We start from the raw sequence: 25,021 nt of genomic DNA on the forward strand, positions 1-25,021 counted from the left end.
GCAAAATTAATGACTAAACGTATTGCCATCACCCCAGGTGAACCAGCAAGTATTGGTCCCGACTTAGTCATCAAACTCGCTCAACAGGCCTGGCCTGTTGAGTTAGTTGTCTGTGCCGATCCCAATTTACTCATCACACGAGCTAAAATGCTTGGACTGCCTTTACAACTCAGGCCTTATCAACCATCGCAGCCACCGAAACCACAAACGGCAGGAACATTAACCATTGCTCCTTTTACATTAGCCGAAGAGGCTAAGTGTGGCGTGTTGAATGAAGCAAACAGTGCCTATGTAGTAGAAACCTTGCGTTATGCCGGTGAAAAAAATATGTCGAATGAATTCGACGCCGTCGTAACCGGTCCCGTACATAAAGGGATTATTAACCAAGCGGGTATCCCGTTTAGTGGTCATACTGAGTATTTTGCACTGCAAGCCAACTGTGCTGATGTGGTGATGATGTTGGCCGCGCCTGGTCTACAAGTGGCGCTAATGACCACTCATATTCCACTGGCCTACGTTGCAAAAGCGATTACTCGCGACCGATTGCATCATATTATTACTATTTTGCACCGCGAATTAGTCAGCAAATTTGGTTTAGGCTCACCTAAAATTTATGTCTGTGGGCTCAATCCACATGCAGGAGAAGACGGTCACTTAGGTCGTGAAGAAATTGATACCATCATACCGGCGCTCAATGAGTTACGAGAACAAGGCATGGATATTGTTGGCCCGTTGCCAGCAGATACCTTATTTCAACCTAAGTATCTTGAACAAGCTGACGTCGTATTGGCCATGTATCATGACCAAGGATTACCTGTGCTTAAATCATTAGGATTTGGCAAGTCGGTCAATATCACCTTAGGTTTACCTTATGTTCGCACCTCAGTCGATCATGGCACCGCGCTCGAGTTGGCTGGAAGTGGTAAAGCAGATTGCGGCAGTTTTACCTGTGCATTAAACAAAGCCATCGAATTGGCCTCAAAAAGTAAGTAACCCATTTTAATGAGTAATAAAGTACATTTAGGCCACACGGCCAGAAAGCGTTTTGGACAGAACTTCTTAACCGACCAAGGCGTGATTAGCAGTATCGTAGGCGCTATTGCTCCAGATAATAATCATGTTATGGTTGAAATTGGACCAGGCCTAGGCGCCTTAACTGAGCCTGTTGCAGATATGATTGATAACCTAACCGTGGTTGAATTAGATCGCGACTTAGTTAAACGCTTACAATATCATCCAATACTTAAAGACAAGCTAACCATTCACCAAGGTGATGCGTTACAGTTTGATTTTGGTCAGTTGCAACAAGCTGGCAAAAAAATGAAAGTGTTTGGCAATCTGCCTTACAATATTTCAACACCACTTATGTTTCATTTGTTTGAGTTTGCTGAACAAATAGAAACCATGCATTTTATGTTGCAAAAAGAAGTGGTCCTGCGCTTATCGGCGAGCCCAGGCACTAAAGCTTACGGCCGTTTAACCGTAATGGCACAATATTATTGCCAAGTGGTACCCGTATTAGAAGTGCCACCGGAAAGCTTTACCCCGGCGCCCAAAGTTGACTCTGCAGTGATTAGATTATTGCCTTTTGAAGTCAAACCTTGGCCGTGTAAAGATGTCCACGTATTAAGGCACTTAGTCACGACAGCATTTAATATGCGTCGAAAGACGTTGCGTAATAATTTGAAAACATTACTGTCAGACGAAGACTTTGTAACACTGCAAGTTGATTCGAGTTTGCGTCCAGAGCAAATTAGTGTCCCGCAATATGTGGCAATGGCTAATATGCTGTGTGACAAAAAAGATTAATCATAAGGGTATGCATAAAGAGCATGCCCTTTCGCTTTAGGATGTAATATGAGCCAAGTTAAATCGCCTATTAAAATTAAAATCGACACCCAATATTTAGAGCAACAATCAGATGTCGCTGATAATAAATATCTTTTTAGCTATACCATTACCATCATCAATCTAGGTGATAACAAAGTGACCCTTAAAGACCGTCATTGGATTATCACCAATGCTGACGGCAAACAGAATGAAGTAAAAGGCCCTGGTGTAGTCGGAGAAACACCCACTATTGCGCCTAATACTGCTTACCAATATACCAGTGGTACAGTGATGGAGACGCCAGTGGGCTTTATGCAAGGATTTTATGGTATGGAAGATCATAAAGGAGAGCGTTTTTTAGCGACCATCCCACCTTTTCGCCTTGCTGTCCCGGGGATACTTCAATAACTGATGGCCCATTATTTTGTTGGCGATGTTCAGGGCTGTAATTCCGAATTACAACTATTACTCCAAAAAGTAGCGTTTAATCCATCCAAAGATCAACTTTGGGCAGTGGGCGATCTTATTGCCAGAGGGACTGAATCGTTAGACACTCTGCGTTTTTTCCAGTCATTACAAGATTCTGCTAAAGTGGTGCTCGGTAATCATGATCTACATTTATTGGCTCTGCACGGAAAATTAAAGCGAGCTAATCCACAAGATCATCTTGAAGCGTTACTCAATGCACCCGATATTGATGGTTTGGTTAATTGGATCCGCCAACAACCGTTAGTCAGAACCTTGCCCGAACATAATATCATCATGACCCATGCCGGCGTGCCTCCTCAGTGGGATATAGCAACCCTTAAACATGAAGCAAAGCAAGTTAGCTTAGCATTGCAGCAAGACGATTATTTAACCGCATTAATTGCCCAAATGTATACCAACGATGCAGAACAGTGGTCGCCCACATTAACCGGTATCGACAGACTACGTTACGGTATTAATGCATTAACTCGGATGAGATTTTTGCACCTCGATGGTCATCTTGATTTTAAGTGTAAATCACCGCCAAGCGAACAACACTCAGCCCAATTACGTCCATGGTTTGAATTTCCATCAAAAACAGTACCACAATACACCTTAGTCTTCGGTCATTGGGCTGCATTAATGGGCCAGACTAATAATGCGCGCATTCTCGCATTAGATACGGGCTGCTGCTGGGGAGAACACTTAACCTTATGGCATCTTGAAAAGAATGAAAAAATCACTCAAAAAAAGTTAATTTAACGTTAAACTAAAGTAGCATTTAGCCGATAGTTAACTGTAGCGTTTATTACCTTACCATCGATACAACCACCCTTTAATAAATTCGATATTCTAATATACGATCGCACTTACAAGATAAAAATCAGCATCAAATAATAATAATAATAGCCGGAGTACTGTATGAAAATAAATGTAGCGACTAGAGTCATTGGCGGTTTTACTGTGGTGACGCTGTTACTGATGGTCCTCGGTGGTGTTAACATGCTGAGTAATAATAGTATTAAAGATGGCACGACGATTCTTAAGACTATCAGTTTACCTGCACTTGAAACGACGAGTATTTTAAGTGAGAACCTAAGCACCCAGCAAATTGAAGCACTATTCGCTTATTACAGTACTCATTCATCGAAAATTCCAGCGATAGAAAAAAAGCTAACCGACTTAGATAACACATTTGAATCCGATCTGACTCGTCTAAACACATTAGTTAAATCCCAGTCACAACTGACAACACCTCTGATAGGTCTCACTAAAAGCTACCGTGCTTATGAAAAAAGTGCCGTAACCATGCTCGCAGAGCGTGAAAGTGCGCTGAGTCAACAAGAGCAATTACTTAGTCTACGCAGCAATTTCGAAAATTCCGCTGACGATGCATCATCGATATTACTGGATATCATTGACCTTGAAACCAGTGAAAACGATACAGAAAAAAGCCTCGCTGCCACAGCAAGCGCCATTGACAGTACTTTTATCAATATGATCAGCACTATTTATGACCTTGTGGCCGCTACTGAACAAAGCAAATATGACCTGATCATCAAAGAATTGGATTACTTGACCAGTGAAGCTAAGGCTAAACTTGACTACATTAATCGTCAAGGTAACGGTATTGTAAGTAATTCAACCTTAGAAGATCTCACCACTGAATCAGCGAAAGTGCTTATATTACTGAATGGAGCAGATTCGATTCAGGCATTGAAACAAAAGCAACTAAATCATGACTTTGCTGCCGCCAAAATGCTTGCTGACACTAAAAGTGCAGCAAAAACCGTCAATAAAAGAATGACAGTGCTCGCTAAATCAATCGATAACTTTGCCATAGAGATCAGTAACGCAGCCATTGAAATTATCGATTCAGCAACCATTAAAACCTTATTAGTGGTATTAATCGCCATCATTGTCGCCATTATTGTCAGTATTGCAGTGGTAAAACCATTAACCCGCTCGTTAGAAAAAGTCAATAAAGCCCTGAATGTATTGGCATCAGGTGATTTAACCCATAAATTGGATGACACAGGTCACGATGAATTTGCAGAATTAGCCAAAAACTGCAACAGGTTAGTCGACAGTCTCCGCAGTCTTATTGTTGGAATTGTTGATCGCTCAAACCAATTAGCGGCTGCGGCTGAAGAAACCTCTGCAATTACCTCGCAGACAACCATTGGTATTCAAGAGCAAAAAAGCCAAGTTGATCAAGTCGCGGCGGCAACCACAGAACTGAGTTCAAGTGCACAACAGGTGTCAATGAGTGCAGACCAAGCACTCAATGAAATAAAACAAGCCGACCAGGAAGCTCAGCACATGCGTGTGCTTGCAGAAGAAAGCAAAAACACCATCCTCGCGCTTGCTGAAGAAGTCGCTAAAGCTGGTATTGTCATCAACAAAGTGCATTCCGATAGTGCTTCTATTGGTTCGATTTTAGATGTCATTCGTGGTATTGCTGACCAAACGAACTTACTTGCCCTGAATGCCGCGATTGAGGCCGCTAGGGCCGGCGAACAAGGGCGAGGTTTTGCTGTTGTTGCTGATGAAGTGCGTAACTTGGCGTCGCGTACCCAGCATTCAACCAGTGAAATTCAACAAATGATTGAAGTGTTGCAAGTCGGCACTCAAGAAGCTGTGGTAGTAATGGAACAGAGTCGAGGCCAAGCCAACAGCTGTGTTGAAAAGAACGAGCAATCTAATATTGCCTTGGAAACTATCAGTAAGTCTGTTCACAAAGCCTTTGATTCAGGTAACCATATTGCTCAAGCGGCACAAGAGCAAAATATTGTTAGCCAACAAGTTTCAGAAAAACTCGAGCACATTGCTGCTATTTCCGAAGAGACATCGACGGGAGCAGACCAAACAGCACAATCGAGTCACCAAGTTGCTGTGCTTGCTGAAGAGCTACAAGCCTCTGTACGCGAGTTTAAAGTGTAAAAGCAATCATGGTATTGCACGACAACAAAAAAGGCCTACAAGGCCTTTTTTGTTTAGTAGAATAACGTCATGAAGCACACGATATAATCTACACATATAATATGCGCTAAACAGATAATGCGATCTAAAATGATAATATGATCTAAAATGATAATATGATCTAAAATGATAATATGATCTAAACAGATAATATGCTCTAAACAGATAATGCGATCTAAATACCTAATATGATCTAATACCTATTACGATGTACGTATATTGTGCTGATAAATGCTTGCCGTAGAATAAAAAATGCCGACAAATAATGTCGGCATTTTTTTATATTATCGTACTCATTCGATGACTGATGATACATCATCAGAATCCATCAACGGGGCGGCTTAACCGCCTATACGTTCCTTGATCGCAGCACTAATGGCACTTGCACTATGGCCATTTTCTGCAGCCCAATCTAAAATGGTTTTACCATCAGCTTCAGGTGCAGCAAGATCAGATGTTGGCATCCGCTTCGCAATATATTCACCGGTATCATCAGCATTCGATTTGTAGGCAGTACGCAATAAACTGCTGCCATCACAAGAAATGCTTGAGTAAACATTACGTAATTTAACACGGTTCTCTTTCATTTTTTTACGTAAACGGTTTTTATCGTCTGATTGTACATAATTACAAATATTTGCAACTAATTGATCTGTATCGGCGATAACAGGGGCTGACACAGAAGATGCTGCAATCAGGGCTGCAATAGCCACAGGCAATAGACGCATCTGACACTCCTTTCTAATTATAGTTATTTAGCAATGAACTTAGCTTATTGTGTAAATAGCCAGTTCATCTAATTTCAGGGTTAAACGCTGCTAATTTAACACTTTTTGTGTAAAGTGTTAAAACTATATTGCAATCCTTTGTCGTTTGTTGCACTTTCTGAGTTCTGTAAAACCCAAGAACCATCATCCCAATCAGGAAAGACGGTGTCACCATCTACATCTACATCAATAAAAGTAAGATAAAGAACGTCGGCTTTAGGCAATATTTGTTGGTAAAGCTGACCGCCGCCAATCACCACGATTTCATCACAATCACCAGCAAGGGTAATAGCCTCATCAAAACTTGTCACGCAGGACACACCCTCAAAACTCAGCTGACTATCACGGCTAATCACAATATTATGCCGTCCAGGCAATGGCCGCCCGATTGACTCAAATGTTTTGCGGCCCATCACCACGGGTTTAGATAGCGTCATGGCCTTAAAGTGGCGTAAATCTTCGGGTAAATGCCAGGGCATTTTATTGTCTTTACCAATGACTCGATTGTTAGCCATAGCAGCTATCATCGCGATACGCATTATATCAAAATCCTTGTCGTTAAATAATCGGTCTGTTGCGATAGTAAAGTAAGCTAGGTAACGCTAACCCAACAGCAAGCGCACCTAGAATAAACACCGTTTTTAACCCGTTTACGATGACCTGAGCGCTGAGCTCTGGACTGACTTGGCTTTGTGCCGTTAATTGAATTAATGCGATGACAGTATTGAATGCGTAGGTACCTGGCACCATAGGAATAATAGCCGCCACGGCGTACATCAATGGTGGCGCAAGGTGACGTTTAGCGAACTGAATGGTGATCAAGCCAACAATCGCAGCTGCAACAAAGGTCGCCCATTCAATTGGCATTGAAAAATTTAATAAAAAAGTTCTTGAACTATGACCTATGGCACCCGCTATGGCGCAGTAGATTAAATAGCGCTTAGGGACATTAAACACCATCGCAAAACCGACTGCGGGTATCGCCGAAAAAAAAGCATCATGTAACAGTAAACTCAGCAGGGATAACATTAAAAAATGCCCCCCAGTTGCATTGCAATGGTAACAACCGATGCTAAGGATAGCATTAAAAAATGCCCCCCAGTTGCATTGCAATGGTAATACCAATAACCGATGCTAAGGTTAACAAGGTCGCATGGCCCCAACGAGAAATACCCACATTCATGTGGCCTTTAACCATATCAGAAATAGCATTAATCAGTGGGAATCCTGGGACAAGCATTAACACACTTGCCGCCATTGCCGCTTGAGGCGTTTCGGTAATAGAGGAAATGTAGCCAATTTGGGCAATGCCCGTGATCACAAACGCGGTCAGCGAGAAGTTAACTAATAAATTGAAATGCCGCGAGGCAAGAAATAACCGCACCATCATTCCAGTCGATGAGGCAAAAAATGTGATTAGGCACGCCATCAGATCACCATCAAATAAATGACAGAAGCTTGCACATGACAAACCAATCATAGGAATTACAGCAATAGCGGGGTACGATTTAGGAGTGATATGAGCGAGGCGTCTACGAACTTCATTAGCACCATAAATACCTTTTTCTGTCAGTATACAAATGCGTTGAAGTTCACAAATCACCATCATATTAATGCCATGAGCACGAATACGACGGGTCGTGGTAACGCATCGTCCTTGTACTAAGCTAGTTAATACTAATGCATTAGATGAAATCGATAACTCAATGCTAGCAAGACCTAGCGCTTTACCAAGGCGCTGGCTAATCTCTTCAACAAGATCAGACTCAGCACCATAGGCCAACAGTAGTTGCGCACAGCGCACTACAAGACGGGTAATTTCATTTTGGCTATCTTCGTACACGAAATCCTCAAATGAGCAATTTAGCGTTGGTAGATGACTTCTACATCATAATCATCATCATCAAAATCATCATCAAAGTCATCATCATAATCTTCATTGGTAATTTCTTCTTCACCACTATGATAATTATCCCATTTGAATTCGACGTCTGCATCAGGGATTATTTCTTCAACAATGGCCGGTAAACTTCTAATATAATCAAGCACTTTAATGCTTAACTCTTCAGTGCCAGTTCTGTTGAACGCTGACATGGTGTACACATCACCCTGCCAATCTAATTCATTAACGATTTGATCAATCTTTTGCTGAAGTTCATCTTCAGGTATCAAATCTATTTTGTTAAACACTAACCAACGCGGTTTTGCTGCTAGCTTTGGAGAATATTTTTCAAGCTCACCTACAATGGCACGAGCAGAATACACTGGATCGGTACCATCAATGGGTTCGATATCGATTATATGTAACAACATACGGCAACGTTCAAGATGCTTTAAGAAACGAATACCTAAGCCAGCACCTTCAGCAGCGCCTTCAATTAGACCTGGGATATCGGCAATAACAAAGCTTTGACCTGGACGCGGATTAACCACTCCAAGGTTGGGTACCAAAGTGGTAAACGGGTAGTCAGCGACTTTAGGCGTCGCACGTGATACCGAGCGGATAAAGGTTGATTTACCGGCATTTGGCATGCCTAACAAACCCACATCAGCAAGCAATAAAAGCTCGAGCTTCAATGAACGGACTTCACCTGGGGTACCTAAGCTCTTTTGACGCGGGGCACGGTTAGTACTGGTCTTAAAACGAGTATTACCTAAACCATGAAAACCACCCTTAGCCACAAGTAACTTTTGCCCATTAGCAGTTAAATCGCCCAGAGACTCACCAGTGTCTTGATCAATAGCACGAGTACCGACAGGTACTTGAAGAACTAAATCTTTACCACCATGGCCAGTACAATCACGACCACGGCCATTTGTGCCACGTTCAGCCATATGAAAACGAGTAAAGCGGTAATCAATCAGTGTATTGAGGTTTTCGTTAGCTTGCAGATATACACTGCCGCCATCACCACCATCACCACCGTCAGGGCCACCATCGGGAACATACTTTTCGCGTCTAAAACTCACGCAACCGCTTCCACCGTCACCGGCTTCTACGCGAATATTCGATTCATCAACAAACTTCATACTGACTCCTGACGCCACATAATCTGTAATTATAGCCCCAAATCAATGGGGTTTGCAGGAAAGCGCTGAAGATAGTATTCATCACGATATCGCCTACTGCATATAACAAAACCATCAAACTATCTATAATAGTTTAGTGATATAAAAAACACAAAAGCCCCACCATAGGCAGGGCTTTCGAGATCTAGCTTGTAAAGAGTTAAGCTTCGATGCTAATAAACTTACGGTTATTAGCGCCTTTAACTTCAAACTTTACTTTACCGTCTGTTAATGCAAACAAAGTATGGTCACGACCAATACCTACATTTACACCAGCGTGGAATTTAGTACCACGTTGACGAACGATAATGTTACCAGCTAGAACTGATTCACCACCAAAGCGCTTAACACCAAGACGCTTACTTTCTGAATCGCGGCCGTTACGAGTAGAACCGCCAGCTTTTTTATGTGCCATGAGTTAGACTCCTAAATTATGCGCTAATCGCAGTGATTTTAACTTCAGTGAACCACTGACGGTGGCCCATTTTCTTGTCGTGATGCTTACGACGACGGAACTTGATAATAGTTACCTTTTCGCCGCGACCGTGGCCAACTACTTCAGCTACGACTTTACCGCCAGCAACTAAAGGAGCACCAACATGCACTGTTTCACCATCAGCGATCAATAAAACTTGATCGAATTCTACGGTTTCACCAGTAGCAACTTCTAATTTTTCTAAACGAACTGTATGACCTTCAGCAACACGATGTTGCTTACCGCCACTTTGAAAAACAGCGTACATGGCTATTTTACTCCAAATGACTAACACACTAACTCATATTATTGACGAGACTAGGTGCTAAAAAACTTTTAATGACAATGGGCGCGGATTCTACGCGAAGAATTATCATCAGGCAAGTCATAATTCACTCTCAAATAAAAAAGACCTTATTACTGCACACTATTCATTAATAGCTAATGTGTCATCTTTAAAATTTAGTTAACATGGTTGTGTTCATTTAGATCTACGTTTTATAGGTGAATTGAGAGTAATCCAGCAAACTATCGCAAAATCAGGATTCTGTCGGCTCAATTGTGGAAATACATACTTTGAAAAATAGCACTGATATCCTGTAAGATATGCGCTCTAATTCGATATGATTAATTAAGGGTGCAAAGCCTGTCGCCCAACAACCAGAGACTATTATGGATTTAAACGCCATTCGTCAACTGGCTGACACTGATATGCAAGCAGTCAATCAGCTGATATACAAACAACTTGAATCTGATGTAGCCCTAATCAATCAATTAGGCTTTTACATTATCAATGGCGGTGGTAAACGTTTACGCCCGTTATTATCAGTATTAGCCGCCCGAACTGTTGACTACCAAGGCGAACATCACCTTAAGCTTGCGGCAATTATTGAATTTATTCATACAGCGTCTTTATTACATGACGATGTTGTTGATGAATCGACGCTGCGTCGGGGCCGTGAAACGGCCAATGCTTTATTTGGTAATAGCGCGAGCGTGCTCGTAGGTGACTTTTTATACACTCGCTCATTTCAAATGATGACCGAGATAGACAACATGAAAGTGCTTAAAGTCCTTGCCCATACGACTAACGTGCTCGCAGAAGGTGAAGTTTTACAGTTGATGAACTGTAATGACCCAGATACCACCGAAGCAAACTACATGCGTGTTATCTACTGTAAAACGGCAAAGTTATTTGAAGCGGCAACTCAATTAGCCGGCGTATTAGCTAAGGTTAGTCCAGAACAAGAGCAAGCATTGGCTGACTACGGTAAATACCTCGGCACGGCTTTTCAATTAACCGATGATTTACTCGATTATACGGCTAACGCCGACGAGCTAGGCAAAAACATTGGCGATGACCTTGCTGAAGGGAAACCAACATTACCGTTAATTTACGCAATGGAAAACGGCTCTGATCAAGCAAGAAAATTGATTAGAGACGCTATTAAGCATAGCGATGGAACCAAAGTAATTGATGACATTTTAGTCGCATTAGATGAGTCTGGAGCCTTGACTTATACTCAAGAAAAAGCTCAAGTCGAAGCACAAAAAGCCATTGATGCACTGAGTATTTTCCCAGAAAATGACTACAAACAAGCATTAATTTCATTAGCTCACTTGTCGGTTAATCGCAATAATTAGCAGTAGCTAAAAACTGAATGGTTCGCGATGACATTGATTTTCTGATAACGATGTATTGAAAAAAAGGTGTGAATATCATATTCACGCCTTCTTTTTTGTTATCAAACTTGCCAATTAATGGGTTTTTTACCCTGTTCAAATAATATTTTATTTACGCTTGAAAAATGACCGCAGCCAAAAAAACCACGGTAAGCAGATAATGGCGATGGATGTGGCCCCTGCAGCACATGATGAGGTGCGGTAATCAATCGACCTTTTTTAATCGCATGATTTCCCCAACACACAAATATAATGGGCGATGATTGCTGATTCAATCGACTCAATACATTATCAGTAAACACCTCCCAGCCTGATTTAGCATGTGAATGAGCTACCCCCTGCTCTACCGTCAGCACGGTATTTAATAATAATACTCCTTGCTTAGCCCATGGGGTCAAATCGCCGTGTTCGGGTATTACAAAGCCTTCAATATCATTACGTAATTCTTTATAGATATTCGCTAATGATGGCGGCGGTTTTATGCCTTTTTTAACCGAAAAAGACAACCCATGAGCTTGATTGGGCCCATGGTAAGGGTCTTGCCCCAATATCACCACTTTAACCTTTGACAGCGGTGTTAAATCAAAAGCCGCGAATACTTCATCATCAGGTGGATAAACGGTTTTATTATTGACCCTTTGTGAGGCTATAAAGCTTTGCAAATGTTGATAATATGCCTGAGATTGTTGTTGCTCAAACAGCTCTTGCCAATGAGAAGTCATTCAATGTATTCCTTAAAAGAAAACGACAAATTTGTGAACCACTTAGTCTTTGGTTTACTATTAACAGCTTAATCACCCTTATGAATAATATGATGCCATTACATAATAACAAAAGCACTGCTAATAACGGTTTTACCCTTATTGAACTTGTCGTGGTTATTATCATACTTGGGATCATCGCAATTATCGCTTTGCCTAGGTTCGTCGATTTAGGCCAAGACGCTAGAATAGCCAGTGTAAAAACCACTGGCGGGGCATTTTCTTCGGCAATAACCTTGGCCCATATAAAATGGGCCGCCATGGGGTATTCAGGCCCAGCAGATAATCTAGCTATTTTCAGTCAAGCTGGAACCGATGGCGAACTTGATATGAACCAATGGGGTTACCCTGCACAAAATTATCCACCTTACGAAGCTTCGCCAAGATTGAATAATGTTAATGACTGCCTTTCCGTCTGGCCTACTCTGTTGCAGGATGGTCCCAGCGTATCGAGCAGTGCTAATAAAGATACATCTGATTACCAAGCTCAATATATCAACCCAGACCAATGCCGTTATTACTTCAACTTACTACCGCTTATATCGATATATTATGATTCACGTAACGGCCAAGTGTTGGTAGATTCAGATCCCAATCGATAATTTTTTACCTGATATTTTCAATTAAAGACGTTACACTCAGTAGAAAATTAACTTACCAACAAAGTGGATCTAATGTCTGAAGCCAAAACAGAATTAACAATGTATCAAGTAGCTGACCAATTTATTGCCCTAGCCAATCAACTAAGCCAACAAGAAAATGATATTGGTAAAGTCGGTACAGCAATGAGATTTGCTTCTGCACGCTTTAATGCGTTCGAAGCCTCAATTAAATCAGCTGATCTTGCCGCTGAAAAAGATCATGCATTAGCTTGGTTTTCTGATGAATTTAAAGCCATGCTAAAAGAAAACTTAGAAGACCATATCGCTAACCCTCCTGTCGCTGCACCTGAACAAGAACAAAAAGGCGATGATAGCGTGCAACAGTTTAAAGGCGGCTAACATTCATTCTACGCACCACAGATGATTAGTTGTAACAATAATCCCTAGCAGATTACTGCTAGGGATTATTGTTAATGACCGCCTTGCTCATCACTGACCACGAACTGTTGCCAAATATAAGCGTCACATGTCATCGTCTCAATTCACTTTTCACTCTAACCATTGCATTTTATTGCCGCCAATATCATTTATTAGTCTAAGCACCTCAAACGCACGCGCTATAACAGAGTGTAGATAACCCTAATAGAAAGCAGGATCAATACAATTCCAGAAAGCCTGTCAATCAGCTTGGTCTTTTCACGTAACCTAGGTAATACAGCTGAATGTGATAACACGAATGCAATAATGGTATACCACAAGCCATCAATAATTAACGGCGTAAGCACAATCAAACCTTGACCGGTAACGGTCTGAGCCGCTAACACAAACTGACTGAACAAGGCTAAGAAAAACAGTAATATCTTTGGGTTAAATAACGAAATAACAATACCATCTCTTGCTGCAATCCACAGACCTGTAGGTTTGCCCGCAGCCAACTTTTGCTGCATACCGCCTTTAGACCCTAGAGCCTTAATCCCCATCCACGCTAAGTAAATCGCCCCGATGATGGCTATGGTATTAAAAATTAATGGGGATGCCTTTAATACTGCGGCCAGTCCTAGTAAAGTGACTAACGCATACACACCAATCCCTATCGAATGCGCCCAAGCACACACAACGCCATGTAATCTTCCGCCACTGAGCGTATGCCTCACTACCATAGCTAAACTAGGTCCTGGGGACATTGCTCCCAAACAACAAATAGCGAGGAGTCCCAGCCAAGTACTTAACGTCATAACACCTCTTATTTACAATGAACAATCATGAGTCTTTGTACAAAATACATTTTAACAACCAGTTAAGCCGACAATGCTAATGTACTGAAACTCCACGAGATGATAAAGCATTTACACAGGAAACCTATGGCGACATTAATGATGATATTACTTTTGGTTATGTTCAGCGCCGTAGTCATACTGATTTGGGCAAAAATAAAGGGCAAACCGATCCCGACCTTAGTGATCGTTATGCTCATTTTCATGGGGATCTGTTTTGCCGGTGTTATTGCCTTTATTAATAAAGGTGAAGACTATCAAGCCTACCAAACATTGAATTGGCAGCCACTTGAACCGCAAAAAATTGCTGACTATGTGGCACAAGGAAATATCGTGTTGGTTGATATTACCGCCGACTGGTGTGTGCCCTGCCAAACCAATAAAGCCAATGTGCTTCATCGCGAGCAAGTGGTCAATACATTAAACCAACGGCACATTATCTTAATGCAAGGTAACTGGACCCGAGCTGATACTGTTATTGAGCAGTATATGGGCCTGCAAGCGGTTGCTGGTACCCCATATAATAAAGTCTATGGCCCAGCCTATCCAAATGGTATTGAGCTGCCTAAAGCACTTATTATTGACGACCTTTACCATGCTTTATCGTTAGCCAACCCGAACGGTGCTTAAGTGGCAGTATGAAAATAAAAAAAGACTGCCGCAGCAGTCTTTTTGTCATTGAGCCAATAACGCTCATTGCCACTTCAATTAATTAGAAGCGATAGTTTACACGGCCATAGTAGAAGCCACCGTTGTAATCAAATGGACCACTTTCGTAGTACACCGCACCTAATGAACCTAAAGTGCCGTCTTTCAACTTCTGCGCTTCTTGATCAAAGATGTTATTAGCACCCACTGATACCGTTAGGTTATCAAGTACCGCATAACTGACTTCAAGGTCGATAGTCACAGCAGCATCAGCCATTTCAGACCCAGCAGCAGAGGTATCATCAGCATGGGTTGCATAGTACTCACCAAAGACATTACCACGAACTGACATGCTTAAATCATCCCAGCTTTGGCCCCAAGTAAGGGTGGCACGGTGTGCAGGAATACCATCTTCTAAACGACGAACCTTACCTGCATCCGTTGTTTCAGGATCAAATTTATCAACAATTGTATCTGTCCAACCATAGGCTAAACTAAATTTGGCATCACCTGACAGCATTTCTGTCATATAAGTACCTACAATATCAACACCTTGAGTCGTTGTATCAAAATCATTAGTGTAGAAAGTTACCGCCGAGATTAACTCAGGGAATTCAACACCGGCAGCTCTTAATGCATCATAGTCACTGGCTTCAACCGAAATTTGGCTTGACTGTGCAATGCGACCGGTTACTTCAATGTTGTAGTAATCAACCGTTAAGAACAAGTTCTCATATTGATATACAAAACCAGCTGCATAGCTAACAGACTCTTCTGGATTAAGTACTTCACCCCCATAAAAAGCAGATAAAGGATTGGTTGGCGGCGCAGTAAAGGTTTGGATCAAGTCACCGTTAACAATCGATGTTTGAGTGTTCACGACGTTTTCTTGACCCACAGTTGGTGCACGAAAACCGGTACTGTGTGAAGCGCGGAATGATAACTCATCGGTAGCAACATACTGCGCGGTTAACTTGTAGTTTAATGTGTCACCAAAAGTAGAGAAATTTTCATAACGAAGTGCAAAGCCTAATAATAAGTCTTCGGTTAAATACGCTTCAATGTCGGTATAAACACCAATGTTGCTTCGGTCATTTTTACCGGCTGATTCTGGACCAAAACCTTTAAAGCCGTGTGAGCCAATGTTGAAGCCTTGATCAGCATAAGGACCTGCAATCCATGAAGCTTCATCACCTTGACCAATCTCAAATGACTCTTCACGCCATTCAAAACCCGTAGCAAAGCTAATGTCTTCTAAGCTACCAATAGTAACGAATCGACTAAAATCAGCATTAAAAGTTGTTTCTACTTGCTCGTATGAACCTGTTTCAAAGTCAGTGGGTGTATCTAAACCCAGAGAGGGGTTTAATGAGTTCTTTAAACCAAAGCTGGCTTTGTTACTGCCCGTACCTGCGCTCACATCATACATCCACTCGCCAGACTCGCCTTTTACACCAGCGAAGAAAGACATATCTTCAATTTTACCGGTGAACTGAGGTGTATACCCGCCTGGACGAACTTGGTTCATTGCAAAACAGTTCGGATCGGCAACCATTGCTTGATAAGCGTCAGTACCCAACACGTTTCCATCTTGATCTGGAATACCATCACCATCGGTATCTATCTTAGGAATAGGAACATTCATGTTGTTACATGTTGCTACCCCATCGGTAGCCAAACCAACATCCCCGACTAATAAACTTTCACCATCATCTACTGAATAAACGTTACCGCGGTTATGTGGGTTACGATAGTAAAAACCACCAGTAGCTTTGCGCGATGACAGGTTACCGAACGCATACAAATGAGTATTGTCATTGATGTCAAAGCCAGAATTTACAAATATAGTGAAATCATCTTCAATTTCTGGGTTACCCCAAGTTTGGGCAGGGTCTTGAATGGCTGTATTACCCGCGGCTGCAATCGCGGCTGCATCTGGACGCTGTACGCTACGACTCGTTGCATCAGCGGTTTTATATTGCGCACTGAGGTTAATAAAACCATCATCAGTTAATGGTAAACCAATGTTACCGTCAATGGTGGTTGTTGCGCCGTCACCTTCGTAATATTCGCCCTGACTGACAGTGATTGAACCGCCTTCAGAAGCATCCTTTAATACGAAGTTCATTACACCCGCAATCGCATCCGACCCATACTGCGCCGCTGCGCCGTCACGTAAGACTTCAACTTGCTTTAATGCCACACCAGGGATCACTGAAATGTCCGGGCCTTGAGCACCATCGTTAATGCCACCACCTTGGAAAGCAATAACCGAAGCACGGTGACGGCGTTTGCCGTTAACCAAAATCAGCGTGCTGTCAGACGGTAGACCACGCAAGTTAACTGGACGAACCAGTGTCGCGGCATCACTAATAGGTTGAGCTCGTGAGTTAAAAGACGGTACTGAGGTCACCAACAAGTCAATCATGTCTGTTGAACCGTTTTTCTTTAGGTCATCACTACTGATAATGTCAATGGGTACCGGTGAATCACCAATTGAACGAGGTGCCGCACGTGAGCCTACTACGGCAATTTTTTCCACATTTTCTTCATCAGCTGCCAATACTTGAGTGCTAATCACAGATCCGGCAAGTGCAAATGAAATGGCTAAGCTCAAAGAGCTAATACCAAATTTAGCTTTTTTTGATTGCATCATTATTATGTTCTCAACTGCTTATTATTGTTGTTTGTCGACGATATTTTTCACCAAAATAAATGAAAAACAGGTCTCTCCCTATGGAAATACTCCCTATTCCGACTACATTTTTATAACAATTGAAACATAATTGCTAACACTTTTTGGGGTAAATAAGTGTATGCTAAAGAAATATTCACAAATTAATAACTTAAGCAATTGATTTTTAGTGACATACGTCACAAGAAAACAATCATTTCCAACCAGTAAACTTTTTCAACAACTCTACATAAAACTCAACTGTAACCATAAATTTACGCTTAGAGTCGCGTTTTTATAACTTCATTTCTATAATAGCTGTTTTAAATGAATAATCTAAAATCAACCATCCAAAATGATCGTTTCAAAATGAATAATCTAATTTTGACTCAATTTCAGTCAATCTTTGCCAATTAATATTGACCCGTGTAGGTTAGTAAAATAATCTAAACGGACGTTTGATTTATAATAATAACCAAAAATATCTAAGGTGGTATGCATGGCTTATGATGCAGATTCAGTACTTGATTTACACCAATACACATCCATAGTTGATTTGATCGAAAAAGCCTGCGACAAGTATGCAGATAACACGGCATATGCCTGTCTTGGAAAGGGCACTACGTTTGCTGAAATAGAACGAAATTCTCGCCATTTTGCCAGTTATTTACAGCATTGCACCTCGTTGCAACCGGGCGACAGAGTCGCAATCCAGCTGCCTAATATTACACAGTTTGTTATCGCGGCTTATGGCGCGATTCGTGCGGGAATGGTGTTAGTCAATACCAACCCTATGTACACCGAGCGCGAACTTATTCATCAATTTAACGACTCAGGTGCAAAAGCCTTAGTGGTGTTATCTGATTTACTGCCAACCTTACCCAACGTCATCAGCAAAACCGCAGTAGAGTTGCTTATTTCAACCCACGCAATGGATCTTATTCAGCCACAACCCCAGCCAGATACCTTATTCGATAAAGTAACCTTTATGGCCGTGTTAGCCGAAGGAGCCCAACATCAATACCAACCCGTAAAACCAACCCACGATGACTTAATTGCATTGCAATACACAGGTGGGACAACGGGTTTGTCAAAAGGCGCCATGCTCAATCATGGCAACCTTTTAGCCAATTCTGGCCAAGTAAAGTCACGAATTGCCAGTACCATGACCGAAGGACATGATGTCTTTGTCGCCCCATTACCGATTTATCATATCTATGCTTTTATGGTTAATTTAGTGTTGTATTTTGAATCCGGTGGTTGCTCAGTATTAATTCCAAACCCTCGTGATATTGCTGGGCTAATCAATACCATGAAAGCCTATCCATTTACCGGGTTTGCCGGCTTAAACACATTATTTGTCGGACTATGTCATCAACCAGAATTTAAAGCCTTAGATTTCAGTAAAATGAAAATAACAATTTCTGGTGGTACGGCATTAACCAGTGCAGCGGCTAATTTATGGCAGCAAACCACAGGTTGTATGATTTCAGAAGGCTATGGTTTGTCTGAAACGTCTCCGGTAGTCAGCATTAATGCCCCTGGATATCAACGCCTTGGCACTATTGGTAAACCTGTATTAGAGACTGAAGTTCGAGTACTGGATATAGATGATAATGAGGTCGCTGTCGGTCTAGCTGGCGAACTTGCCGTGCGTGGCCCGCAAGTGATGCAAGGGTATTGGAATAAGCCAGAAGAAACCGCTAACGTCATGACCGAAGACGGCTTTTTTAAGACTGGCGATATAGGCGTTGAGAGTGAAGAGGGTTATCACACCATTGTCGATCGGAAAAAGGATATGATTATTGTCTCTGGCTTTAACGTTTATCCTAATGAAATCGAAGACGTACTTTCAACCCATGAGTTAGTGCTCGAGTGTGCCGTGGTGGGGGTTGAAGATGAACGTTCTGGTGAAGCAGTAAAAGCCGTGATTGTTCTGAAACAACAATCGACGAATATTGATGAAACAAGACAAGTCATTAAAGATTATTGTCGCAGCCAACTTACTGCGTATAAAGTGCCACGAATTATTGAGTTTACCGAACAACTACCGAAAAGTGCTGTTGGCAAAATTTTGCGCCGGGAACTCCGTAAATAGAAAGCGAGTAAATAGAGATCGAGTAAGTAGAGCGTTATGTTAGTAAAGCGTCACGTGACTTGCCTCGACTCTGGATAATAAGCGCTTATCAAACTGGGGTTATCAAGTGAGGTTATCGAACTGTGATTAACGTCATTTAACACGGTTAATCGATTTGAATAAAAAAGATGCCTAGGCATCTTTTTTATTCGCCACCCACAAGCTCATACCTTAAAGCGATAACGATTATGACGGCTCGTTATCCATCAATAACTGTAAACTGGCAAATTCACGATATAGCTCATTGCTGGCCATTAATTCGCTGTGGGTGCCGCTGGCAACTAATTGCCCTTTATCTATCACAAAAATTCGGTCTGCATTGATCACGGTCGCCAATCGATGGGCAATAATCACCGTGGTGCGTTTAGCCATAAGAGAATCAAGCGCCTGCTTTACTTTGATTTCGCTTATAGCGTCTAACGCACTCGTCGCTTCATCAAGCAGTAATATTGGCCTGTCAGCAAGAATAGCTCTTGCAATAGCAATACGCTGCTTTTGCCCGCCAGACAGACGTACTCCACGTTCACCTAAGTAGGTCAAATAGCCTTGCGCAAACTCGCCAATAAACTCATCCGCTTTAGCGGCAATACAGGCCTGCTTAACCTCTTCATCACTGGCATCTAAGCGACCATAACGCACATTGTCGAGTACATTCATTGCAAAAATCACCGACTCTTGCGGCACAAGCGCATACTGCTGGCGTAAGTCAGCCAATGTCAGAGTCGAAATATCAGTACCATCTAATAAAATTCGCCCTTGTTTAGGCTGATAAAAACGCATCATTAGTTCAAATAAGGTGCTCTTCCCTGCTCCGCTAGGCCCCACTAACGCCACTCTTTCACCTGGGGCAATCTTCATCGACAACTGGCGGATCACGTCTTGTCCCAGATCAGACGGATAAGCAAAGCACACCTTATCAAAACTGAGCAAACCATTAACAGGCACGACTAATTGATTCGGTGCAACTTGCTCAGGTATATCAATAGGCGTGTTAACTAACTCAACTAACCGCTCTGCGGCGCCAGAGGCTCGTTGGATCTCGCTAAACACTTCACTGATGGTCGCCACCGCGCCTGCAACCATCACGGCATAAAACATAAACGCAGACAGCTCACCACCTGTGATACTGCCAGACATAACATCTTGTGCCCCAATCCAAGTCACAAAGGCTATCGCCACAATGCTTAAAAACATCACAGTTGAAATCAATAGGGCGCGGTATTTGATCCTACCTTTAGCCACATCCATTACTGCTTCAACTCGGCCGGCAAAGAGTTGGCGGTCTTTAGCTTCGTGGGTATACGCTTGAACAGTATGAATTTCATGTAATGTCTCATCGATATACGCACCAAGATCGCCGACCCTATCTTGGCTTTTACGCGACAAATTTCTGACTTTTCGTCCAAAAAAGCTTACTGGCACTAATACCAAAGGCACCGCTAACAAAACTAATGCCGTCAATTTAACACTGGTAAAAGCCATCATAACGATGCCACCAACCACAGTCACACTGGAGCGCAGCGCCATAGATAGACTCGACCCTACGACGCTTTGTAACAAGGTACTGTCTGCGGTAAATCGTGAAATTACCTCACCCGTTCGCTGAGTCGCAAAAAAAGCAGGCGATAACAATAATAAGTGATTATAAACCTGCAACCGGATATCAGCACTGACCCGCTCACCAAGCCAAGTCATAAGATAAAACCGGCAGAAAACCGCAGTGCCACTGATCGCGGTAATAGCAACTATAAACAACATAATTTCATTCAAGCGCCCAGCATTATCGGCAATAAAGCCTTCATCGACCATGAGTCGAACACCTTGCCCAAGCGATAGCCATGCTAGCGATCCAATAAACAAAAATACAATCGCAGCCACTACCTTGATCCGATAAGGGGATAAAAACTGTAGGATCCAAGGTAGAACAGGATGTCGTATGTGCGGGTTAGCAGAAGAGACAGCCGAGGTTGAAGTAGTCGTTGAATTCGTCACAGTATTAACCAGCGTATAAAACTAAGATGGACTGATAATAACAACAAAACACAATATTGTAGATGTCTTAACAACTAAGCATCTACCCCACTGGCTAACTAACCCAGCTCGGGATAATAAACGCTTACCAAACCGCTCTTTGTCCTGCTATCTGCGTTGCATTGATTTGCAATAGACTTGCAATAGACTCAGCGATGCAGTCTGCAGCTACATTAAGCTATTCAAAAGCCGCTATTGCAGGCGTTGAAAGACTGGCGACAACCACGCTTAATATTGATGGTGTCGATATTAAGCTGGTGTATGGTTATCCCAATGGTACCGCTGAGGGGATAACATGATTAATCAATCTGCCTGAAGGTGATTGTAACAAACTCCCTAATGTGTTCAGTGGAACATGAATATATTGGCATGGGGTTATCATTGAAGATGCAGGCACCGCAGCGTGTTATTGACGTTACCGTCAAGCAACATCAACCGCTGCTCGCCCTATTATTAATGTTGAAACGAGCGGCTGTTAACCGTCACAATACACAATTAAGACTCAGGAAACGCTGTTCAACCGCCGTCAAAGAACCTAGAAACAAGCCTATACCACGCTGAGCACCAAAATAACGATTAAATTAAATGCGTTCATGTAAGAAAAACGAAAATTAATCAAGCTTATTGCCCAAAATTAATGCCACTAACGAACCAAATGTCAGCAACCACCCGAGAATATTTCTGCCGTTATAAAACATCATTCCCACGCCAAACAGAAAGGGGATAATGACCACGCCACTGGTAAGCCCAAAGCCGCCTAGCTGATATAAATGGCTGCTAAAACCAAACGAGCTGGTCACTTTAATGGCAGTTAACAGCATATAAAAGCCACCACAGATCATCACTAAGCCAATAAAGAACTGACCCATTCCACCTGATGTCCCACCAGCACCTTTCATCATTATCCCTTGAAAACCATTATTTTACGTCAATATATTAATGTTGCTGAACCGTACCGTTAATAGCAATAATCTCTGTAGCATGACCATTCTCACCAGAGCACTCTTTATTCTCAACGCTAAAATACCTATATCATATTGTTTTATATCAAAATTAAACATGAAGTCTAAAAATAGTTATGGCGGAAGGAAAAGCAGGTAACCGATAAAATCGCGGCACTCGGCTAATTGTCCTTATTAACTTGTTTAAGCCTAAGCCTCGCGCTGCTAGGTGTTATCTGAGATAATATTTGGCTATTTTATTGATATTTTTTTTATTAGGTAACCCAGTCATGACAACCCAATTTGCTTGTTTCGGTATAGAGCTTGAGCTTTTTCGTTATCCAAGCCAACAAGCATCAAACTTACAAGCATGGGATGCGGCTGATGAACACCTAGTAAAATACCTAATCGACGCAGAACTAACGGCAACCACTACCGCCATCCTTAATGACAATTTTGGTGCGCTAACGTGTGCCTTAGTAACCCAAAACCCAAACAGTACATTGCTTGTTGAAACGGATGCAAAAACCAGTTTACTGGGCTGTCAGCAAAATTTATCACACAATAAACTGGCACCTAGCGACATACATTGGGTAAATAGCCGCGATACATTGCCGCAAAATATTCAGTTAGTGCTGATGAAGTTGCCGAAAAATCTACACTACTTTGGCCAGCAACTTGCGCGGTTATCAACAGTGCTACCTACGGGAACCCAAGTCCTTATTGGTGCTAAAGCTAAATCAATTAATCCAGCATTGCTGGCCAGTATTGAAAAAAACCTTGGCCCAGCCTCAGCCAGTTTAGCGTGGAAAAACACTCGGGTTATCAATTGTATTAGCGATGGCAAACAACGCCCATTGGCAAAAGCGGTGAGTTGGAATGTTGATGATCTCAAACTCACTATGAGTAATCTTGCCAATGTATTTGCCGCCAATAAACTCGATATCGGCGCAAGGATTATGCTCGACAACATGCCCAAAGGTGAATTTAATCACATTATAGACTTAGGCTGCGGTAACGGTATTTTAGGCTTACACGCGAAGCAATGTTATCCAGATGCGCAGATTCACTTTGTGGATGATTCTGATATGGCTATCGCTTCGGCAAAACACAATTGGCAAGCTAACGCTTTAGAGACTCACACCACAAACGCTCAGGCCCAAAACCCAGATGGTCAAAACCCAGCGGCGCCTCAAGCCTTTTTCCATTGGGACGATTGCCTGAGCAACTTGCCCGCAGGTGTTGAGCCAGACTTAGTGATATGCAATCCACCGTTTCATCAAGGTGAAGCCATCACCGACCATATCGCTTGGCAAATGTTTGTTGACGCCCATAAGCGTTTAAAGAAAGGTGGCTTATTACATATCGTCGGCAATCGGCACTTGGCCTATCACGTTAAAATAAACCGCATTTTTAAAAACTGCACCACGGTTGCATCCAATGGTAAGTTTGTAATTTTACAAGCCACGAAATAACCCCATTAACGACTGACAGTGAGCCCTTCAGTCGCTTGACCAAGAGTGGATAAAGCGCCAACCCGGTCTACGAATGACTTTTGCAGACCTTAGAGCGAATGTCCACTAAAGCATTTCCAACTTAACCTAATACGCAAATTAACCAATACAAAGTCGTCTTTAAAAAAATGTAAGCGTTATTTTTACGTTAAAAAGGAAGTTATAACCGTGAAAAGTATTTTTTTATTTGGTGAGTGTATGGTCGAATTACAACGTGTAACGGCCACCAGCTTACAGCAATCTTTTGCTGGTGATGTGTATAACACTGGGGTTTACCTTAAGCGCACCTTTAGCGATATTAGCACGCACCTAGTCACAGCCATTGGCCAAGACAGTTTTAGCCAGGCCATGTTGCAACGCTTTGAAGATGAAAAAATTAATACCGATATGGTCTTTAAAAGCACTGACAAAATTGCCGGCCTGTATGCAATACAAACTGACAGTAATGGCGAGCGCAGCTTTACTTATTGGCGCAGCGACTCAGCAGCACGGCAAATGATGCAATTTATTGACGAAGCAGCCATCAGTAAAATCTCTCAGGCGGATATGGTGTTTTTTTCAGGCATTTCTTTAGCGGTTATTAAAGAAGAAGATCGCGAAGCATTTTGGTTACTGATTAAACAATGTAAGCAAGCGGGTGTCAGTATTGTGTTTGACCCTAACTACCGCGCAAGAATGTGGCACAGTCCAGACCAAGCAAAGGCACAGTTTGATATTGCGTTTAGTGTGGCCGATGTCGTACTGCCAGGTGTTGATGACTTTAATCAACTTTACGGTATTCATTCTGTTGAAGACATCATTGCGTTCTGCCAGCCTTACGCCATTAACGAACTGGTGGTTAAAAGCGGTAAAAACAGCATTCACTATGTGATTAATGACCAGCAACAGCATTTTTCGATTACACCAGTAAAAAACGTTATCGACACCACATCAGCGGGCGACTCGTTCAACGGGGTGTATTTAGGCGCGCGCTTAACTGGCGTTGATATCAGCGCCGCCATTAAATTAGCCTCCCAAGCAGCGGGATTTGTGATTCAGCATAAAGGCGCCATTGCACCTAAAATTGAGTTTCATCAATTTATTGAACGTCAAAAATTAATCATGCAATAACAGCTAAAGAGTCATCTTTTGTCGCTTATTGAGTCATTCGTGTTTTAGCTTCAAA

General features: G+C 42.2%; 24 protein-coding genes and 1 pseudogene. 13 read left to right on the plus strand and 12 right to left on the minus strand.

Features of this window, described 5'->3' with window-relative positions; genetic code table 11:
- Positions 1 to 9: 9 nt before the first annotated feature.
- From pdxA to AAEZ00_RS06335, 5 genes are all read left to right on the plus strand, one after another.
- The gene (gene pdxA, locus AAEZ00_RS06315) at positions 10 to 993 is read left to right on the plus strand and encodes a 4-hydroxythreonine-4-phosphate dehydrogenase PdxA (RefSeq protein ID WP_101034404.1); all 984 of its coding nucleotides are present in this window, start codon (positions 10 to 12) and stop codon (positions 991 to 993) included.
- A 9-nt stretch (positions 994 to 1,002) separates the two neighbouring features.
- A complete protein-coding gene (gene rsmA, locus AAEZ00_RS06320) occupies positions 1,003 to 1,809 on the plus strand; it encodes a 16S rRNA (adenine(1518)-N(6)/adenine(1519)-N(6))-dimethyltransferase RsmA (protein WP_101034403.1) in 807 nt (268 codons plus the stop codon).
- A 48-nt stretch (positions 1,810 to 1,857) separates the two neighbouring features.
- The gene (apaG, locus tag AAEZ00_RS06325; protein WP_101034402.1) at positions 1,858 to 2,238 is read left to right on the plus strand and encodes a Co2+/Mg2+ efflux facilitator ApaG/CorD; all 381 of its coding nucleotides are present in this window, start codon (positions 1,858 to 1,860) and stop codon (positions 2,236 to 2,238) included.
- A 3-nt stretch (positions 2,239 to 2,241) separates the two neighbouring features.
- Entirely contained in the window at positions 2,242 to 3,060 is an 819-nt protein-coding gene (locus tag AAEZ00_RS06330; RefSeq protein WP_124012331.1) for a symmetrical bis(5'-nucleosyl)-tetraphosphatase, read from the plus strand.
- A gap of 159 nt (positions 3,061 to 3,219) precedes the next feature.
- Entirely contained in the window at positions 3,220 to 5,241 is a 2,022-nt protein-coding gene (locus AAEZ00_RS06335; protein ID WP_351088455.1) for a methyl-accepting chemotaxis protein, read from the plus strand.
- Between the two features lie 380 nt (positions 5,242 to 5,621).
- Here AAEZ00_RS06335 and AAEZ00_RS06340 read toward each other — a convergent pair whose 3' ends face one another.
- The 7 genes from AAEZ00_RS06340 to rplU all read right to left on the minus strand — a co-directional run bounded on the left by AAEZ00_RS06340 (position 5,622) and on the right by rplU (position 9,859).
- On the minus strand, positions 5,622 to 6,008 hold the full coding sequence (locus tag AAEZ00_RS06340; RefSeq protein WP_101034399.1) for a DUF3718 domain-containing protein: 387 nt from the start codon (positions 6,006 to 6,008) through the stop codon (positions 5,622 to 5,624).
- A gap of 95 nt (positions 6,009 to 6,103) precedes the next feature.
- Complete coding sequence (folA, locus tag AAEZ00_RS06345) at positions 6,104 to 6,586, minus strand: type 3 dihydrofolate reductase (protein ID WP_124012333.1); 483 nt, start codon at positions 6,584 to 6,586, stop codon at positions 6,104 to 6,106.
- 19 nt (positions 6,587 to 6,605) lie between these two features.
- A complete protein-coding gene (locus AAEZ00_RS06350) occupies positions 6,606 to 7,076 on the minus strand; it encodes a threonine/serine exporter family protein (protein WP_101034397.1) in 471 nt (156 codons plus the stop codon).
- Between the two features lie 55 nt (positions 7,077 to 7,131).
- On the minus strand, positions 7,132 to 7,890 hold the full coding sequence (locus AAEZ00_RS06355) for a threonine/serine exporter family protein (RefSeq protein WP_101034396.1): 759 nt from the start codon (positions 7,888 to 7,890) through the stop codon (positions 7,132 to 7,134).
- A 20-nt stretch (positions 7,891 to 7,910) separates the two neighbouring features.
- Positions 7,911 to 9,077, minus strand: a complete 1,167-nt coding sequence (gene cgtA / locus AAEZ00_RS06360) for an Obg family GTPase CgtA (protein WP_351076743.1) — start codon at positions 9,075 to 9,077, stop codon at positions 7,911 to 7,913.
- Positions 9,078 to 9,276: 199 nt separating this feature from the next.
- Positions 9,277 to 9,531, minus strand: a complete 255-nt coding sequence (rpmA, locus tag AAEZ00_RS06365; RefSeq protein WP_006080527.1) for a 50S ribosomal protein L27 — start codon at positions 9,529 to 9,531, stop codon at positions 9,277 to 9,279.
- A 16-nt stretch (positions 9,532 to 9,547) separates the two neighbouring features.
- Positions 9,548 to 9,859 (minus strand): 50S ribosomal protein L21, encoded by a 312-nt coding sequence (gene rplU / locus AAEZ00_RS06370; protein ID WP_011638532.1) that lies wholly within the window; start codon positions 9,857 to 9,859, stop codon positions 9,548 to 9,550.
- Between the two features lie 404 nt (positions 9,860 to 10,263).
- Between rplU and ispB the strand changes: the two genes are divergently transcribed.
- Positions 10,264 to 11,235, plus strand: coding sequence for an octaprenyl diphosphate synthase (gene ispB / locus AAEZ00_RS06375; RefSeq protein WP_351076750.1), 972 nt, complete (start codon positions 10,264 to 10,266; stop codon positions 11,233 to 11,235).
- 101 nt (positions 11,236 to 11,336) lie between these two features.
- Here ispB and ung read toward each other — a convergent pair whose 3' ends face one another.
- Positions 11,337 to 11,996, minus strand: coding sequence for a uracil-DNA glycosylase (gene ung / locus AAEZ00_RS06380; RefSeq protein ID WP_124012335.1), 660 nt, complete (start codon positions 11,994 to 11,996; stop codon positions 11,337 to 11,339).
- Between the two features lie 89 nt (positions 11,997 to 12,085).
- Between ung and AAEZ00_RS06385 the strand changes: the two genes are divergently transcribed.
- The gene (locus AAEZ00_RS06385) at positions 12,086 to 12,637 is read left to right on the plus strand and encodes a prepilin-type N-terminal cleavage/methylation domain-containing protein (RefSeq protein ID WP_372491490.1); all 552 of its coding nucleotides are present in this window, start codon (positions 12,086 to 12,088) and stop codon (positions 12,635 to 12,637) included.
- Between the two features lie 72 nt (positions 12,638 to 12,709).
- Complete coding sequence (locus AAEZ00_RS06390) at positions 12,710 to 13,036, plus strand: DUF3144 domain-containing protein (protein WP_101034392.1); 327 nt, start codon at positions 12,710 to 12,712, stop codon at positions 13,034 to 13,036.
- A gap of 218 nt (positions 13,037 to 13,254) precedes the next feature.
- Here AAEZ00_RS06390 and AAEZ00_RS06395 read toward each other — a convergent pair whose 3' ends face one another.
- Entirely contained in the window at positions 13,255 to 13,872 is a 618-nt protein-coding gene (locus AAEZ00_RS06395; protein ID WP_351076756.1) for a LysE family translocator, read from the minus strand.
- A 138-nt stretch (positions 13,873 to 14,010) separates the two neighbouring features.
- On the opposite strand from AAEZ00_RS06395, the gene AAEZ00_RS06400 reads away from it, so the two are divergent.
- Positions 14,011 to 14,541, plus strand: coding sequence for a thioredoxin family protein (locus AAEZ00_RS06400; RefSeq protein WP_372491488.1), 531 nt, complete (start codon positions 14,011 to 14,013; stop codon positions 14,539 to 14,541).
- Positions 14,542 to 14,623: 82 nt separating this feature from the next.
- Here AAEZ00_RS06400 and AAEZ00_RS06405 read toward each other — a convergent pair whose 3' ends face one another.
- Positions 14,624 to 17,215: a TonB-dependent receptor plug domain-containing protein gene (locus AAEZ00_RS06405; RefSeq protein ID WP_351088456.1), complete on the minus strand. Its 2,592-nt coding sequence runs from the start codon at positions 17,213 to 17,215 to the stop codon at positions 14,624 to 14,626.
- A gap of 517 nt (positions 17,216 to 17,732) precedes the next feature.
- On the opposite strand from AAEZ00_RS06405, the gene AAEZ00_RS06410 reads away from it, so the two are divergent.
- Positions 17,733 to 19,331, plus strand: a complete 1,599-nt coding sequence (locus AAEZ00_RS06410; RefSeq protein ID WP_351088457.1) for an AMP-binding protein — start codon at positions 17,733 to 17,735, stop codon at positions 19,329 to 19,331.
- Positions 19,332 to 19,556: 225 nt separating this feature from the next.
- On the opposite strand, the gene AAEZ00_RS06415 is transcribed toward AAEZ00_RS06410, so the two are convergent.
- A complete protein-coding gene (locus AAEZ00_RS06415; protein WP_502959319.1) occupies positions 19,557 to 21,362 on the minus strand; it encodes an ABC transporter transmembrane domain-containing protein in 1,806 nt (601 codons plus the stop codon).
- Between the two features lie 194 nt (positions 21,363 to 21,556).
- Between AAEZ00_RS06415 and AAEZ00_RS06420 the strand changes: the two genes are divergently transcribed.
- On the plus strand, positions 21,557 to 21,700 hold the full coding sequence (locus AAEZ00_RS06420) for a hypothetical protein (protein WP_351088458.1): 144 nt from the start codon (positions 21,557 to 21,559) through the stop codon (positions 21,698 to 21,700).
- Positions 21,701 to 21,883: 183 nt separating this feature from the next.
- On the opposite strand, the pseudogene AAEZ00_RS06425 reads toward AAEZ00_RS06420, so the two are convergent.
- Positions 21,884 to 22,300, minus strand: a pseudogene (locus AAEZ00_RS06425) (hypothetical protein).
- Between the two features lie 332 nt (positions 22,301 to 22,632).
- Between AAEZ00_RS06425 and AAEZ00_RS06430 the strand changes: the two are divergent.
- On the plus strand, positions 22,633 to 23,817 hold the full coding sequence (locus AAEZ00_RS06430; RefSeq protein WP_351088459.1) for a methyltransferase: 1,185 nt from the start codon (positions 22,633 to 22,635) through the stop codon (positions 23,815 to 23,817).
- A gap of 207 nt (positions 23,818 to 24,024) precedes the next feature.
- Positions 24,025 to 24,966 carry a sugar kinase gene (locus AAEZ00_RS06435; protein WP_124012343.1) on the plus strand — a complete coding sequence of 314 codons (942 nt, stop codon included), beginning with the start codon at positions 24,025 to 24,027 and terminating at the stop codon, positions 24,964 to 24,966.
- Positions 24,967 to 25,021: the final 55 nt, after the last annotated feature.

Origin of the sequence: Shewanella sp. S1-49-MNA-CIBAN-0167, from assembly GCF_040310145.1 — a bacterium.
Taxonomy (GTDB): Bacteria; Pseudomonadota; Gammaproteobacteria; order Enterobacterales; family Shewanellaceae; genus Shewanella; species Shewanella psychromarinicola.